The sequence below is a fragment of the Geobacillus sp. CCR genome (assembly GCF_052906625.1).
The window spans coordinates 120,363-134,751 of sequence record NZ_JBREBQ010000003.1 but is presented as its reverse complement, the minus strand read 5'-3'; the positions used below and the strand labels follow the sequence as shown (position 1 = coordinate 134,751).

Annotated in this window: 16 protein-coding genes and 1 tRNA gene; 1 reads left to right on the top strand and 16 read right to left on the bottom strand. The window is 55.2% G+C overall.

Going from position 1 to position 14,389, the window contains the following annotated elements:
• Positions 1-22: 22 nt before the first annotated feature.
• The 5 genes from ACVBDQ_RS02825 to ACVBDQ_RS02805 form a co-directional block, all read right to left on the bottom strand.
• The gene (locus ACVBDQ_RS02825; protein ID WP_011232529.1) at positions 23-1,042 is read right to left on the bottom strand and encodes a sugar-binding transcriptional regulator; all 1,020 of its coding nucleotides are present in this window, start codon (positions 1,040-1,042) and stop codon (positions 23-25) included.
• 123 nt (positions 1,043-1,165) lie between these two features.
• Positions 1,166-1,411 carry a glutaredoxin family protein gene (locus ACVBDQ_RS02820; RefSeq protein ID WP_011232530.1) on the bottom strand — a complete coding sequence of 82 codons (246 nt, stop codon included), beginning with the start codon at positions 1,409-1,411 and terminating at the stop codon, positions 1,166-1,168.
• Between the two features lie 50 nt (positions 1,412-1,461).
• Positions 1,462-2,769, bottom strand: a complete 1,308-nt coding sequence (rpoN, locus tag ACVBDQ_RS02815) for an RNA polymerase factor sigma-54 (RefSeq protein ID WP_033026234.1) — start codon at positions 2,767-2,769, stop codon at positions 1,462-1,464.
• 519 nt (positions 2,770-3,288) lie between these two features.
• Positions 3,289-3,453: a hypothetical protein gene (locus ACVBDQ_RS02810; RefSeq protein ID WP_014196720.1), complete on the bottom strand. Its 165-nt coding sequence runs from the start codon at positions 3,451-3,453 to the stop codon at positions 3,289-3,291.
• Positions 3,454-3,693: 240 nt separating this feature from the next.
• Positions 3,694-3,765: transfer RNA gene (locus tag ACVBDQ_RS02805), tRNA-Arg, on the bottom strand.
• A 306-nt stretch (positions 3,766-4,071) separates the two neighbouring features.
• On the opposite strand from ACVBDQ_RS02805, the gene clpP reads away from it, so the two are divergent.
• The gene (gene clpP, locus ACVBDQ_RS02800) at positions 4,072-4,662 is read left to right on the top strand and encodes an ATP-dependent Clp endopeptidase proteolytic subunit ClpP (RefSeq protein WP_011232532.1); all 591 of its coding nucleotides are present in this window, start codon (positions 4,072-4,074) and stop codon (positions 4,660-4,662) included.
• Positions 4,663-4,788: 126 nt separating this feature from the next.
• Here clpP and ACVBDQ_RS02795 read toward each other — a convergent pair whose 3' ends face one another.
• The 11 genes from ACVBDQ_RS02795 to hisH all read right to left on the bottom strand — a co-directional run bounded on the left by ACVBDQ_RS02795 (position 4,789) and on the right by hisH (position 14,257).
• The gene (locus ACVBDQ_RS02795; protein ID WP_011232533.1) at positions 4,789-5,046 is read right to left on the bottom strand and encodes an HPr family phosphocarrier protein; all 258 of its coding nucleotides are present in this window, start codon (positions 5,044-5,046) and stop codon (positions 4,789-4,791) included.
• A 14-nt stretch (positions 5,047-5,060) separates the two neighbouring features.
• Positions 5,061-6,023, bottom strand: a complete 963-nt coding sequence (gene whiA, locus ACVBDQ_RS02790; RefSeq protein ID WP_011232534.1) for a DNA-binding protein WhiA — start codon at positions 6,021-6,023, stop codon at positions 5,061-5,063.
• A gap of 120 nt (positions 6,024-6,143) precedes the next feature.
• Positions 6,144-7,097 carry a gluconeogenesis factor YvcK family protein gene (locus ACVBDQ_RS02785; protein WP_011232535.1) on the bottom strand — a complete coding sequence of 318 codons (954 nt, stop codon included), beginning with the start codon at positions 7,095-7,097 and terminating at the stop codon, positions 6,144-6,146.
• Positions 7,094-7,990, bottom strand: a complete 897-nt coding sequence (gene rapZ / locus ACVBDQ_RS02780) for an RNase adapter RapZ (protein ID WP_011232536.1) — start codon at positions 7,988-7,990, stop codon at positions 7,094-7,096. Before rapZ ends, ACVBDQ_RS02785 begins: the two co-directional genes overlap by 4 nt.
• An 18-nt stretch (positions 7,991-8,008) precedes the next feature.
• Positions 8,009-8,485: an NUDIX hydrolase gene (locus ACVBDQ_RS02775; protein WP_014196721.1), complete on the bottom strand. Its 477-nt coding sequence runs from the start codon at positions 8,483-8,485 to the stop codon at positions 8,009-8,011.
• Positions 8,486-8,822: 337 nt separating this feature from the next.
• Positions 8,823-9,779: a thioredoxin-disulfide reductase gene (gene trxB / locus ACVBDQ_RS02770; protein ID WP_011232538.1), complete on the bottom strand. Its 957-nt coding sequence runs from the start codon at positions 9,777-9,779 to the stop codon at positions 8,823-8,825.
• Positions 9,780-9,854: 75 nt separating this feature from the next.
• Positions 9,855-11,327 carry a tetratricopeptide repeat protein gene (locus tag ACVBDQ_RS02765; RefSeq protein WP_069304507.1) on the bottom strand — a complete coding sequence of 491 codons (1,473 nt, stop codon included), beginning with the start codon at positions 11,325-11,327 and terminating at the stop codon, positions 9,855-9,857.
• Between the two features lie 152 nt (positions 11,328-11,479).
• Complete coding sequence (gene hisIE / locus ACVBDQ_RS02760; RefSeq protein WP_020279446.1) at positions 11,480-12,127, bottom strand: bifunctional phosphoribosyl-AMP cyclohydrolase/phosphoribosyl-ATP diphosphatase HisIE; 648 nt, start codon at positions 12,125-12,127, stop codon at positions 11,480-11,482.
• The gene (hisF, locus tag ACVBDQ_RS02755; protein ID WP_011232541.1) at positions 12,124-12,882 is read right to left on the bottom strand and encodes an imidazole glycerol phosphate synthase subunit HisF; all 759 of its coding nucleotides are present in this window, start codon (positions 12,880-12,882) and stop codon (positions 12,124-12,126) included. The genes hisIE and hisF overlap by 4 nt, the downstream gene beginning before the upstream one ends.
• Positions 12,879-13,616, bottom strand: a complete 738-nt coding sequence (gene hisA / locus ACVBDQ_RS02750; protein WP_014196728.1) for a 1-(5-phosphoribosyl)-5-[(5-phosphoribosylamino)methylideneamino]imidazole-4-carboxamide isomerase — start codon at positions 13,614-13,616, stop codon at positions 12,879-12,881. Before hisA ends, hisF begins: the two co-directional genes overlap by 4 nt.
• The gene (hisH, locus tag ACVBDQ_RS02745) at positions 13,616-14,257 is read right to left on the bottom strand and encodes an imidazole glycerol phosphate synthase subunit HisH (protein WP_014196729.1); all 642 of its coding nucleotides are present in this window, start codon (positions 14,255-14,257) and stop codon (positions 13,616-13,618) included. Before hisH ends, hisA begins: the two co-directional genes overlap by 1 nt.
• Positions 14,258-14,389 lie beyond the last annotated feature (132 nt).

Here is a 14,389-nt window from a genome sequence, read left to right as displayed (position 1 = left end):
TGGATTGTATCAGCAAGGGAGATTACTCCCCTACGAACGCTTTTGCGGCTCCTTCGTCCGTCACCAATAGCGAGTGCGGCGCCCGTTTCATGTACGCGCGAATGGCTTTCGCCTTCGACGCCCCTCCGGCGACGGCGATGACATGCTCGACATGCGGGAGGTGTTCAAGTTGAATGCCGACTGTTTTCACTTTATGGACGACGTCGCCGTACTCGTTGAAATAGTAGCCGAACGCCTCGGCGACCGCATGGCGGGCGATGATGTTCTCCATCTCTACAGGCGGCGTCTTCCGCCGCTTGGCCATCGTCACCGCTTCACCGATGCCATGGACGACCATGCGGCATGATTGGATGAGCTCAAGCACTTCTTTCACCGCCGGCTCTTCGACAAGCGACGCGTACGCTTCATCGCTCAGCTGGTCAGGCACGTGCAGCAACCGATAGCGGCCCATCGCTTTTTCCGCCATTTTCGCACAAATCGTGTTCGCCTGATTCTCGACATCTTCGCCAAGGCCGCCGCGCGCCGGCACGAACAACACATCGCGAAGCTTCGAATCCGGCGTCATCATCTCCGCGACCGCCGCCATCGTCGTTCCGCCGGCCACGGCGACGATGTCCCCGGGCTCAAGCAGCTCCTTCATGCAGGCGACACACGCTCTACCCATTTCTTTTTTTACCCAAGGGGAACGGTCGCTATCCCCGGCAACGACAATCACCCGCGGAATGCCGAGCTGTTCCTGCAGCGCGGCTTCCAGCTCTTTGAGTCCGAGCGCTTCCCGCATCAAATCATTGAGCGTATGAAGGAGCGCCTGGCCTTCCTCCGTCAACCGCATGCCCGACACATCGGCGGAAAGCAAGTTTTGTCCTTTCAAAAATTCTGTTTCCGACCGGAGAACCCGCTCGCTCATGCCGAGGCTCGCCGCCAGCGCCCGCCGCCCGATCGGCGCCATAAGCGAAATAGAGTGCAAAATTTGATATCGTTTTTGCATAACGTCAAGCAAGTCAGGCAATAATTTTTTTTGTGCCTCCAATAACGGCTGCATGGATCCTTTCTCCTCGATTGAATATAGGGACATTTTATGTCCCGGTATGACATATTATGTCCCGCAGTGCCATAAAAAATTCCTCCCGCGCCATTTTCATTATAGCAGGAGGACGATAGCCGTTCAACTGTTTTGCGCCCGCCGCAACCGTTTTCTCACCGCTTCTTTTTCAATCGCTCCGTAGCCGATTTCTTCGCCATCCAATTCCACAACCGGGATCATCAGCTGATATTTTTCCAGCAGTTCATCATCTTTGTAAATATCAATTTCTTCCAGCGTAAACGAATAGTCCGCCAGCAGTTCCGTCAAAACGGCTTTCGCTTTGTCGCAGAGCGGGCAATTGGTTTTCGTATACAATCGGATATGCATTCATTTCTTCCTCTCTTTCTACAGCAGTTGCCGTTTCGATTGGCCGCCCGTTACGGCAGGCCGATATATTGCCTCCGCTTTGCCGAAGACGGGATGCGCAGCTGCTCGCGGTATTTGGCGACCGTGCGGCGCGAAATGGCGATGCCGTATCGATCGCGAAGCAAATCAGCAAGCTGTTGGTCAGACAGCGGCGCCCGCCGATCTTCCTCGGAAATAAGGGCCTCCATGATCGCTTTCACGCGGGCGGACGATGCCGCTTCATCTCCTGCGGCCGTCGCGGCGTTCGAAAAGAAGCGGCGCAGCTCCACGGTGCCAAACGGCGTTTGCACATATTTATGCCGGACCGCGCGGCTCACCGTCGATTCATGAACGCCGAGCTCCTCGGCCACCTCGCGCATCGTCATCGGCTTGAGCGCCGAAAGCCCAAACTCCAAACACGAGCGCTGGCGGTCGATGATGACGGCCGTCAAATGGAGCAGCGTCTGTTTCCGTTGCTCCAAACTTTTCGCGAGCCATGTAAACTGCCGATATTTTTCTTTGATAAACTGTTCGGCATGCCGGTCGCCGGATGCGGCGATGCGCCGCTCGTAATCCCGATTCCATCCGAGCTCCGGATGGATGTCATCATTATAGGCGGCCATCCAGTCTCCATCCGCCCCGCGGGTGACGATGACATCCGGCACGACCAAAGGCGGCGTTTCGCTCGAATAGTGAATGCCCGGCCGCGGCTCGAGTGTGCGAATGAGCTCGAAGACGCGCTGCAGTTCGCCAAGGCTGACGCCAAGCTGCTTGGCCAGCGTTTTCCACGACTTTTCCGCAAAAGGAACAAAATGATAACGGACGATCGTTTCCGCCAGCTCGTCGCGCTCAGGAAGACGTTCAAGCTGCAGCAAGAGGCATTCCGCCAAATCGCGGGCGCCGACTCCCGGCGGGTCGAGCGACTGCACAAGGCGCAGCCCCCGTTCCATCTCTTGTTCCGATGCGGAAAACCGCGCCGCCAGCTCGGCAAGCGGCACGCGCAAATAGCCATCCTCATCGAGCGAGGCAATGAGATAACGGACGATGCGCTCTTCCCGATCGGCCAGCTTCAACGCAGGCAGCTGAGAAAGCAAATGGCCAACAAGTGTCTCTGCGCGGGCGCCAATGTTCTCGAGCCATTGCTTTTGGTCTCTTTCTGTCCGGCTTGGCCGTTGCCGCACCCGGGTGCGGCGAATTTCCAAAAACGGGTTTTCCAGCGACTGTTCATATAAAAACGCTTCCAAATCCACTGCGGAATATTGCAACAGTTCAATCGCCTGCACCAGTTCCTTTGTCAGCGACAACTGCAGCCGCTGCTCTTGCCATAACTCCGCCCTCATCGTCACGCCTCCCTTTCTTTTATTGTACACAACGGGAGCGGGAGGGGGTAGGAGAAATTTTTGACGGCGGAAAGCGGCCTTGGCGACCGCCCGAACCGGCGCCTGTTCAGACGAAAAAACCCAATGCCCCGCCCGAGCCCTTGATTTGGGAACCCTCTCGAGGAAAGCGGCGCGTCCGCTGCTGATCTAAAAGAAAAACAGCCGCCTAGGCGGCTGTTTTGCCTCGGCAGGATTACAACCATATACCAAGTATATGTTTTTTAACCTAAGGGTCTTTATTCCTTCCCATTTCCTCCTCACCGCCCCGCGCACTCGTTTATACGTATCGCGCCGGACCCCATGATCTCCATCCAGTCGCCCCAGGTCATTCCGTCCTTTTTCTTCATGTGGTTTAGCTTTTGTTATCGTTCAATACCTCGTGCAACTTCTACACGTGTATCACCTCACCTACAGCGCCGCCCAATCGGGTGACGCAACGGAAGGAGGATTCGGTTTGCACCTTTCACTTATTAGTGGCATTTACACGACAAAAAACAAAAAACTGTAGTCTGGATGAAGAAAGAGCGCTTCCAGATACTCCGTGGCGCCATACGCTTTGTCTGCGGACAAAGTCCGAATCGTGATCGACGGTTGGCGAAACCGAATCGAAGCCAGCTGCTCCAAACTCGTTTCCTGTTCCGCCATATTGTCACTACTCTGCAAACGTACTCGCATATTTTAGATGAGATGGAACAAAAAGAATCCCGGCAGGTCGATCTCGCGATGGCGGAACTGGATCGTACCAAATAGCCGTGCAAAATTCGTGCAAAATTTTTTCGGATTCTATCGTTTTTTTCGGGATTCCCAAAAAATGAAAAACGACCGCAAACGCGGTCGTATCAAGGAGTTTAGGAATTCCGATCCGAACAGGTCGGATACAAGTAGCGCCCTCGGCAGGATTCGAACCCACGCTAAGAGAACCGGAATCTCTCGTGCTATCCACTACACTACGAGGGCATGGAAGTTCATGATTTCTCTATTTCGTTCCGTCGCATGTTCTATTATAGCAGGATCGCGCAAAAATGCAAGAGGAAAAATGCCATCAAAAGCAGGAAAAATTGCACCTTTGTTCCTTCCCCCATCAACGGGGCAACAGGTTAAAAAAACGAAAAAGCGGTTATGATGAAAAAAGGGATGTTTGCCGCCAGCCGCGAATATGTTATAAAGAATGGGGAAGGTCGTTTTGTTTGACCTTCATTGACCATTCGTGTATGATTAAGGCGTACATATTGATCCATTAGGATGGAAAAGGAGGCGTTTTTGATGTATTTGATTCCGACTGTCATCGAACAGACGAACCGCGGGGAGCGGGCGTACGACATTTATTCGCGCTTATTGAAAGACCGAATCGTGTTCCTTGGCAGCCCGATCGACGACCAAGTGGCCAACTCGATCGTGTCGCAGCTGTTGTTTTTGGCGGCGGAAGACCCGGACAAAGATATTTCCTTGTACATCAACAGCCCGGGCGGCTCGATCACAGCTGGCCTGGCGATTTACGACACGATGCAGTTCATCAAACCGGACGTATCGACAATTTGCATCGGCATGGCCGCTTCCATGGGGGCGTTTTTGCTTGCCGCCGGTGCGAAAGGGAAACGGTTCGCCTTGCCAAACAGTGAAATCATGATCCACCAACCGCTCGGCGGCGCCCAAGGGCAAGCGACGGAAATCGAAATCGCAGCGAAGCGCATTTTGTTCTTGCGCGACAAATTGAACCGCATTTTATCGGAAAACACCGGCCAGCCGATCGAAGTGATCGAGCGCGATACGGACCGCGACAACTTTATGACCGCGCAAAAAGCGATGGAATACGGCATCATTGACCGCGTGCTGACGCGCGCTGATGAAAAATAAGGCATGCACACGTTGGTAGAACCGCTATAGAGCTGCGCCTGCACCGACATTGACGAAAAAAGGCTGCTTCCGACAAAAACGGAGCAGCCTTTTCCATTCCTTTCCCCGCCAGCCCCACACGCTGCTTTACTTTTCCTTTTGCACATAGGCGGCGAGCTTTTCGATCGCTTCTTGCTCATCCGGACCGTCGGCAATGAGCGTGATCACCGCTCCATGGCCGATGGCGAGGCTCATCAAGCCCATAATGCTTTTCGCGTTGACCCGTTTTCCGTCTTTTTCCAAAAACACATCAGCGGAAAAACGGTTCGCTTCTTGGACGAACAACGCCGCCGGGCGCGCCTGCAGCCCGGTTTTTAATTTCACTTCCACTTGTTTTTCCACCATTCTCCATCTCCCCTTTACAGCGATTTATGGAAATCGACCGGCTTTCCAGCCCGCAGCCGCTCCGCGATCTCATCAATTTTGCGCAGCCGGTGGTTGATGCCGGATTTGCTGATTTTTCCACCGGCAACCATCTCGCCGAGCTCTTTCAGCGTCACGTCTTGATGCTCGATGCGAAGTTTCGCGATTTCCCGCAGCTTGGCCGGCAGTGAATCAAGGCCGATCGTCTCGTCGATGTAGCGGATGTTCTCCACCTGGCGAAGCGCAGCGCCGATCGTTTTGTTCAAATTGGCGGTTTCGCAATTGACAAGCCGGTTGACCGAGTTGCGCATATCGCGGACGATGCGAATGTCCTCAAAGCGGAGCAGCGCTTGATGGGCGCCGATGATGTTCAAAAACTCGGCGATTTTTTCCGCCTCTTTTAAATACGTAATAAACCCCTTTTTCCGTTCCAACGTTTTCGCATTTAAAAAAAAGTGGCTGTTCATCAATTCGCATAACGCCCGGTTATGCTCCTCATACAGCGAAAAAATCTCCAAATGGTAGGACGACGTCTCCGGGTTGTTGACCGAACCGCCGGCCAAAAACGCGCCGCGCAAATACGAGCGCTTGCAGCATTTTTTCTTGACGAGCTCCGGGGAAATGTCATGGATGAGCGAAAAATCGCCGTTGACAATGTGAAGTTCACGAAGCAAAGAAGCCGCACCGTCGGTCACGCGGACGATGTAGACGTTGTTTTTTTTCAAGCGCATTTTCTTGCGGACAAACAGCTCGACGGCGACATCGTAGCCCTTTTTCAATAACGTATAAATGCGCCGAGCGATCGCCGCATTTTCCGTCTGGACATCGATGGCCATTCGCCCGCCGGAAAACGACAGTGAACCGTTCATGCGCAAAAGCGCCGACAGCTCCGCGCGCAAGCAGCAAGGCTTCACCTCTAAATGGGTCAATTCCTTTTTCGTTTCCGATGCAAAAGACACGATCGCTCCACCTCCATTCGTTCCCCGCATCCGGCCGGTTGGAGGTGCCTGACTTTCGGCGCGGCCATCGGGAGCATCACCGCCCATAATGGCGCTTTGCGGCCTACTCGGGTCCCGCCTTTAACGGTGAGGGAGAAGCCCGAGAAGAAGGGCGGCGACTTTCGCCGTATTATGGCGAATGACCCCATCCTCGTACGTGACAATATCGTCGCGGATGACTTGCAACGAAAGCCCGCTGCTGTCGTCACGCACCGGCTCGGCCCGCTCCGCCTCGTAGCGGCGGCGGATCGCTTCCGGGATCGCTCCGCTGTTGATGATCACCGCGTCCAAAAACGGGCCGCCAAGATGAGCATGAAGCGCCTCCACATGGTCGCTCACCGTATAGTGCGGCGTCTCGCCGGCCTGAGTCATAATGTTGCATATATATACTTTTTTCGCCTTCGCCTTGCATACTTCCTGCCCGATTTTCGGCACGAGCAAATTCGGCAAGATGCTTGTGTATAGGCTGCCCGGCCCGATGACAATCAAATCGGCGCGGCGGATGGCATCAACCGTCTCCGGCAGCGGCTCAATGTCTTCCGGCGTTAAAAACACCCTCTTAATTTTTTTTCCCGCACTCGGGATTTTTGACTCGCCAGAGATGATGGAACCGTCTTCCATCTCCGCGTGCAAAACGACGCTCTTGTTCGCTGCCGGCAGCACCTGGCCGCGCACGTTCAACACTTTGCTCATCTCACGGATTGCTTTCACAAAGTCGCCGGTGATCGATGTGAGCGCCGCCAAAATCAAATTGCCGAGCGAATGGCCGGATAAGCCGTTGCCGTTTTGAAAACGGTGCTGGAACAGCTCGACAATGAGCGGTTCGACGTCAGACAGCGCGGCCAATACGTTGCGGACATCCCCGGGCGGCGGAATGTGCAGCTCATCGCGCAGCCGCCCGGAACTCCCTCCATCATCGGCGACGGTGACAATGGCGGTCAAATCCAATTCATGCTGCTTCAGCCCCCTCAGCAGGACGGGAAGCCCGGTGCCGCCGCCGATGACGACCAGTTTCGCTGCTCGTTCGTTTCTCATCGGTGTATGTCCTTTCTCCTCTCCATGTCCCGGTGCGAGACAACCGTTTTATAATCATCTGAAAAATGGCGGGCGATATATTCTGCGAGCGCCACCGAACGGTGCTGCCCGCCCGTGCAGCCGATGGCGATCACCAGCTGGCTTTTTCCTTCGCGCTGGTAATACGGCAGCATAAACGACAACAAGTCAATGAGCTTTTCCAAAAACTTTTGCGTTTCCCCCCACTTGAGCACGTAGGACGATACGTCGTCATCCAACCCGGTTTTCGGACGCATATGTTCAATGTAATGCGGGTTCGGCAAAAAGCGGACGTCAAACACCAAATCTGCATCAATTGGAATGCCGTACTTAAACCCAAACGACATGACGTTGATGGTAAACCCGGATTGAGCGTGCGATGAGAACTGGCGGATGATTTTCTCCCGCAGCTCGCGCGGCTTGAGCCCCGTCGTATCGTAAATGATCTGCGCCCGCCCTTTCAGTTCTTCGAGCAGCTTCCGCTCCAAACGGATTCCTTCAAGCGGGGGCTCGTTCGGCGCAAGCGGATGCGTCCGCCGCGTTTCTTTGTAGCGGGCCACCAACGTCGAATCTTGGGCGTCCAAGAACAACACCTGTGGGATGACCCACGCTTGCTCAGCCAGCTCATCGAGCGCGGCGAACAAATGATCGAAAAAGTCGCGGCTGCGCAAATCCATGACAAGGGCGACTTTGTTCATTTTATTCCCGGATTCTTTGACGAGCTCCAAAAATTTCGGCAGTAGCGTCGGCGGCAAGTTGTCAATACAAAAAAAGCCGAGGTCTTCGAAGCTTTGAATCGCCACCGTCTTTCCCGCGCCGGACATACCGGTGATGATGACGAGCTGAATCGGCTGCAGCGCCCCGTTTTGTCCCATCTCCGCCCCTCCTCTCCATCAGCTCGGATCGAGCCGATATGAAAGCAGCTCGAATTCCTCTGTATAGACAAACACCCCGTACATGACCCCTTTGCCTTTCAAGGCGTAATCCAAAATATGATAGTCTCCAGGGGCCATCGGCAGCGTCGAAAGCGTCTCCACCTGATGCCAAGCAAGCGTCCCTTCTTCGGAAGACGGCACGTTTTCACCAATGAAGTCGTCGGCGAAAAACGTAAACATCATCCACTCCGACACCGTTTCATTCCCATTTTTCATCACGATCGTAAAGACGCCTTTCAGCTCTGGATTTTTCAAATAAATGCCCGTCTCTTCCCGGTATTCACGAATGCATGCTTCACGCACCGTCTCGCCGGGCTCCATTTTCCCGCCCGGAGCGACCCACCAGCCGCGCCTCGGCTTTTGCAAAAGCAGCACTTGGCCGTCTTTATATAATACGCAGTTTGTCACCCGTTGCAATTCGTTCACCCCAACCATCCGCAAACACGCACATAATCATCTTTATTTTACCATAAATAGTTAGGCCGCTCCACCTTCAAACCGCTGGAAACCGTCCGCTTCCCGTCTGCAAAAACCTCGGGGGCCCAACATTCCGCTTCCAGCCGAAAGACGCCATCCCCCGCCGTTTCGAGCGGGGCGGCAGGATGCAAGCGCGCAGGCAAAGAAAAAAGAGACGCGGACAAACGCCCGCGCCAAAAAGGATCTATATAAAAGGGGGTCAATTACTTACTTATAGCATACGACAAATGTGTTGCGCCCGTGTTACATCTGGGTTAAATAACCATTACGATTTGATTGCGATTTGGTTACCGGATCAGCTGACCCCTTGCTTATTGAGCTTTTCTTTCAGTTCCTCAACGTAATGCTGGGCGCTTTGCGCGGCGATGCTGCCGTCGCCGGTAGCCGTCACGATTTGCCGGAGCGTTTTTTCCCGCACATCACCGGCGGCGAAAATGCCCGGCACTTTCGTCTCCATCTTTTCGTTCGTGACGATATAGCCGTTTTCATTCGTGATGCCAAGATTGGCAAACGGCTTCGAGAGCGGCACCATCCCGATGTAAATGAAAACGCCGTCGCACGGAAATTCGCGTTCCTCGCCTGTTTGCGTATGCACAAGCGTCACGCTGCCGACTTTTCCGTCCTTTTCGTTGATTTGTTTCACCGTATGGTTCCAGATGAAATCAATTTTTTCATTGGCGAACGCCCGGTCTTGCAAAATTTTTTGCGCCCGCAGCTTGTCGCGGCGGTGAACGATCGTCACTTTATTGGCAAACCGCGTCAAATAAACGCCCTCTTCGACCGCCGAGTCGCCCCCACCCACGACGACCAAATCTTTTCCTTTGAAAAACGCCCCGTCGCACACCGCACAGTACGAAACGCCGCGGCCGCCGAGCTCCGCTTCACCCGGTACACCGAGTTTTTTATATTCCGCTCCGGTGGCGATGATGACCGCGCGGGCCTTGTACTCTTTATCGCCGACGATGACCGTTTTGTACGCCTCGCCGTCGATGATTTCTTTCACATCGCCGTATGCGTACTCCGCGCCGAATTTTTTCGCATGCTCAAACATTTTCGCCGCCAATTCCGGGCCTAAAATCGTTTCAAAGCCGGGATAGTTCTCGACTTCCTCAGTGTTGACCATCTGCCCGCCCGGAACGCCGCGCTCGATCATCAGCGTCGACAAATTGGCGCGCGATGTATAGACAGCCGCCGTCAGCCCAGCCGGCCCGGCTCCGGCAATAATGACATCGTAAATTTTTTCGTCTGCCACACCGTCCACTCCCTCGCTTGAGAATCATTCCATTTTCATCGTATAGAAGTCGATTCGCCCTGTCTATTGATTTGCTCATGTATAGAGCCGGCGCGCTTTTTGCACGTATTTTTGCACCGTCGACGCCGACACGCCGTATTTGGCCGCCATCTCTCTTTGCGTCACACGCTCTCCTTGCTGTCGGCGCCACATGTATTCGATCGCCGCCGCCCACGCGGCTCCGTTCGCAAATGGCTCGCGATCAGCCGACGGATGGACGACCATCGCGAAGGCGAAGCGGCAGAGCGCTTCCTTTTCCTCATTATGCGCCGAAAGCGCATCGACCATGCGGCCGATGTTCGCCGCCCAAGCGGACGGGCCGTCGGTTAAGCCGAACAAAAAGCAGTCGATAAACGGGCGCAGACGGGGATCGGACGGCAAGAGGCGGCATACCGCAAGCGACATCGATGGCTCTTTCGCCTGCGGCGAGCGGCTGAACAAGTACAATCCGTACAGACGGTCGGCCAGCTCGTCGCCCTCCAGCCAAGCCATCAAGCGGATAAGCGCCTCATCCACCGGCGCTGAAACGGCCCACGGCTCCTCACCCCGTTTTTCGGGATGGAGGGTGGCAAGCACCTCCCACATTTGCCGAGCGAGCGGCTCATGGCCAGTATAGTAGGCAGCGCAAGCGAGCCAATAATAAAATGGCCCATCACCGCCAAAGCCTTGTTTATACAAACGGTGCAGCCAACGGAACGCCAAATCGAACCGCCCAACAAGCGCGAATGTCGCCCCGAGCTTGTATTGATGCTCGCGAAAAAACGGATACAAACCGGCCAGCGTCTCGCAAAGCGCGGCCGCCTGTTCTTCCTCACGCAAGTAATAGGCGAAGACAAGCGCGTTGCAAAGCGCATGCAAATTGCCGGGATCGCGTTTGAGCACTTCACGCACTTTCTGTTTCGCTTTGTCGACATCGCCGCTGTAAAAATAAGCAAGCGCCAAATTGTTATGCGCCGACCAAACGTCCGGATAGCGCACGACGAGCGCTTCAAGCGCTTCAATCGCTTCCGCAAACCGCTCCTCCTCAAGCAAACGGCGGGCCCGATCCTCCAGCACCATCAGCTGCTCCTCTTCTTCCGTCCATTCCGAGCCATCGAGCCGAAGCAGCTCAAGCAAGTCAGCAGCATCGTCGGCAAACTCTCCGGCCGGCTCATGCGCCAAATAACGTTCCGCGTATTGCCTTGCTTCACGAAACAAGCCGAGGCAGGCGAAATTGTTCGCCAAAAAATACAAACAGTCGTACATCGTTTCGTCCAAATCATGGATAATTTTGAACAGCCATTGATTGGAAAATTGATATTCACCAAGCTCCGACAGCACAAGGGCAAGCTGCAAGGCGAATGAGGCGTCGCGCTCATCCAAACGGACGGCGCGCTCAAAATATTTCCTCGCCTTTTCCAAATCGCCTCGGTCGTATGCTTTCATTCCTTTTTTAAAAAAGTAATCTCCGCTTTGGATGAACGGTACAATCGTCGCTTTTCGTGATGATCGCTTCAGTTGTTTTCCCATTCTGTCCTCCGTCGTCCGTAAAATTCGTCGAACAACAGTATACCATATCGGCGGCGAAAACAAGCAAGAAACTTTAGGAATGCGGTTTTTCCGTGCAAAAAAGGAACGCCGGCGCGATGGCAGACGTTCCTTTTTCTCACCTAACCATCTTGTTATTTTTTGTCGCTCGCTTCCACCTTTTGCGCGTGCCGCTCGGCAAGCGTCGCAAGCACCGCGTCAAGCGGCAGCTTTTGTTCGCGCAACAGCACAAGCAAATGGTACAACAAGTCGGCCGCTTCCCATTTCAATTCGTCATGGCTCCGGTTTTTCGCCGCGATGATGACTTCCGCCGCTTCTTCGCCGACTTTCTTCAAAATTTTATCGACGCCTTTTTCAAACAAGTACGTCGTGTACGACCCTTCCGGCCGTTCGGCGTCGCGCTGGGCGATGATCTGTTCCAACTCGTTCAAAATGGCAAACCGGTCGGCCGCCGGCGTGCGCGCCGCGCCGTCCAGCGAGCGGGAAAAACAGGAATACGACCCGGTATGGCAAGCCGGGCCGGCCGGCTCGACGAGAACGAGCAGAGCGTCGGCGTCGCAGTCGTAGCGGATGTCGACAACGCGCTGCTCGTTTCCAGATGTCGCCCCTTTATGCCATAGTTCTTGGCGCGAGCGGCTGTAAAACCATGTTTCTCCGGTCTCCAGCGTTTTTTTAAGCGACTCTTTGTTCATATAGGCAAGCGTGAGCACTTCCTTGCTTTGCGCATCTTGGACGATGGCAGGTACAAGCCCTTTTTCATCAAAGCGAATGTCCGCCGTCATCGCACGTTCACCCCTTTTTCTTTCAAGTACGCTTTCACTTGTCCGACTGACGTTTCTTTGTAATGGAAAATCGATGCCGCGAGCGCCGCGTCTGCTTTCCCTTTTTCGAACGCTTCGAGGAAATGCTCCGCCTTGCCGGCGCCGCCCGAGGCGATGACCGGAACCGGGACCGCTTCGCTCACCCGCCGCGTCAACTCAATATCAAAACCGTTTTTGCCGCCGTCCGCGTCCATGCTCGTCAGCAAAATCTCCCCGGCGCCAAGACGGACCGCTTCCTGCGCCCAAGCGACGACTTCCCAGTTCGTGGCGTTGCGGCCGCCGTGCGTATAGACGCGCCATGAACCAAGCGTTTCATCGTATTTCGCGTCAATGGCGACGACGATGCATTGCGAGCCGAAAAAGTCCGCCCCTTCGGTGATCAAGGTCGGATGGAGCACCGCGGCGGTGTTGAGCGACACTTTGTCGGCCCCGGCGCGAAGCATCCGCTTCATATCCTCAAGCGAGTGGATGCCGCCGCCGACCGTAAACGGAATCGCTAGCTGGGCGGCGACGCGCTCGACGACATCGACCATCGTTTTCCGCCCTTCATGGGAAGCGGAAATGTCCAAAAACACGAGCTCGTCCGCCCCTTGCTCATCGTACGCCTTCGCGAGCTCCACCGGATCGCCGGCATCGCGCAGCTGGACAAATTGCACTCCTTTGACGACGCGCCCGTCTTTCACATCGAGGCACGGGATGATGCGCTTCGTGATCATCGCTCGTTCACCGCCTTGAGCGCTTCCGCGAGCGTAAACTGATTCGTATAAAGCGCCTTGCCGACGATCGCGCCGCCGATGCCTTGTCCAGCATATTGGCAGAGCGCGCGCAAATCGTCAAGCGAGCTGACGCCGCCAGAAGCGATCACTTCTTTTCCCGTCGCCTCGGCCAACCGGACCGCGGCGGCGATGTTCGGGCCCGACAGCGTGCCATCGGTCGCAATATCGGTGAAAATAAACGTCTCCGCCCCCGCCTCAGCGAGCATCCGCCCGAGCTCTTCCGCCTTGACGTTCGACGTCGCAAGCCACCCTTCCGTCGCCACGAAGCCGTCGCGGGCGTCAATGCCAATCACGATGCGGCGGCCGTATTTTTGGAGCATCTTTTTCACAAACGGCGGGTCGGAAATGGCCGCACTTCCTAAAATGACGCGGGCGACCCCATTTTCTAAATAATGCACGATATCCTCTTCCGTCCGGATGCCGCCGCCCACTTGCACATGGACGGAAAGACGACGGGCCGCTTCAATGACAAACCGGTCGTTGACGCGGCGCCCTTCTTTCGCTCCGTCCAAATCGACCATATGAATCCACTCCGCCCCTTGAGCGGCGAATTGCTCGGCCATCGCGACCGGCGAATCGCCGTACACCGTTTCTTTGTTGTAATCGCCTTGCAGCAGGCGGACGCACTTGCCGCCGCGCATATCGATCGCCGGATAAATCGTAAACGCCGCCATCAGCCGTTCCCCCTTCCCGTGGCGATGCCGACATAATTGTTCAAGATGCTCATGCCGACCGCACCGCTTTTTTCCGGATGAAACTGTGTGCCAAACACACAGCCGCGCCCGACGACCGCCGGAACATCAACGTCATATTCACTGCTCGCGAGCACGACGTCCTCATCCCCTGGAATGACATAATACGAATGGACAAAATAGACATGCCCTTCCTCGACGCCACGAAGGAGCGGCGACGGACGATGAAAGCGGAGCCGGTTCCAGCCCATGTGCGGCACTTTGTATGGCTCGCCGGTTTTCGTGACGCCCGGAAAGCGGACGACGCGGCCGCGAAGCAAGCCAAGCCCTTTTGTCGGCCCGTTTTCTTCGCTTTCGTCAAACAACAGCTGCATCCCTAAACAAATGCCGAGCAGCGGCGTGCCGTTTTCAACCGCCGAACGGATGAAAGCAGCTAGGCCTGTCTCATTTAAAATGTGCATCGCATCGCGAAACGAGCCGACACCGGGCAAAATCAGCCCGCGCGCCTGCTCGAGCTCCTCTTTGTCGCCGCTTAGGACATACGGACAGCCGAGCCGCTCGAGCGCTTTGCTGACGCTGTATAAGTTGCCCATGCCATAGTCGATGATCCCGATCATCGTCATCCCATTCCTTTCTTCCCTGATCCATGCCCATCCCCTTGTTCAATGAACAACGGTATGGCGGCATGCTTTTTTACGGCGCTCCTTCCATGTGCAAACCTCTCCTTGGCATCCGGTCGCCTTTCCTGCATCCAT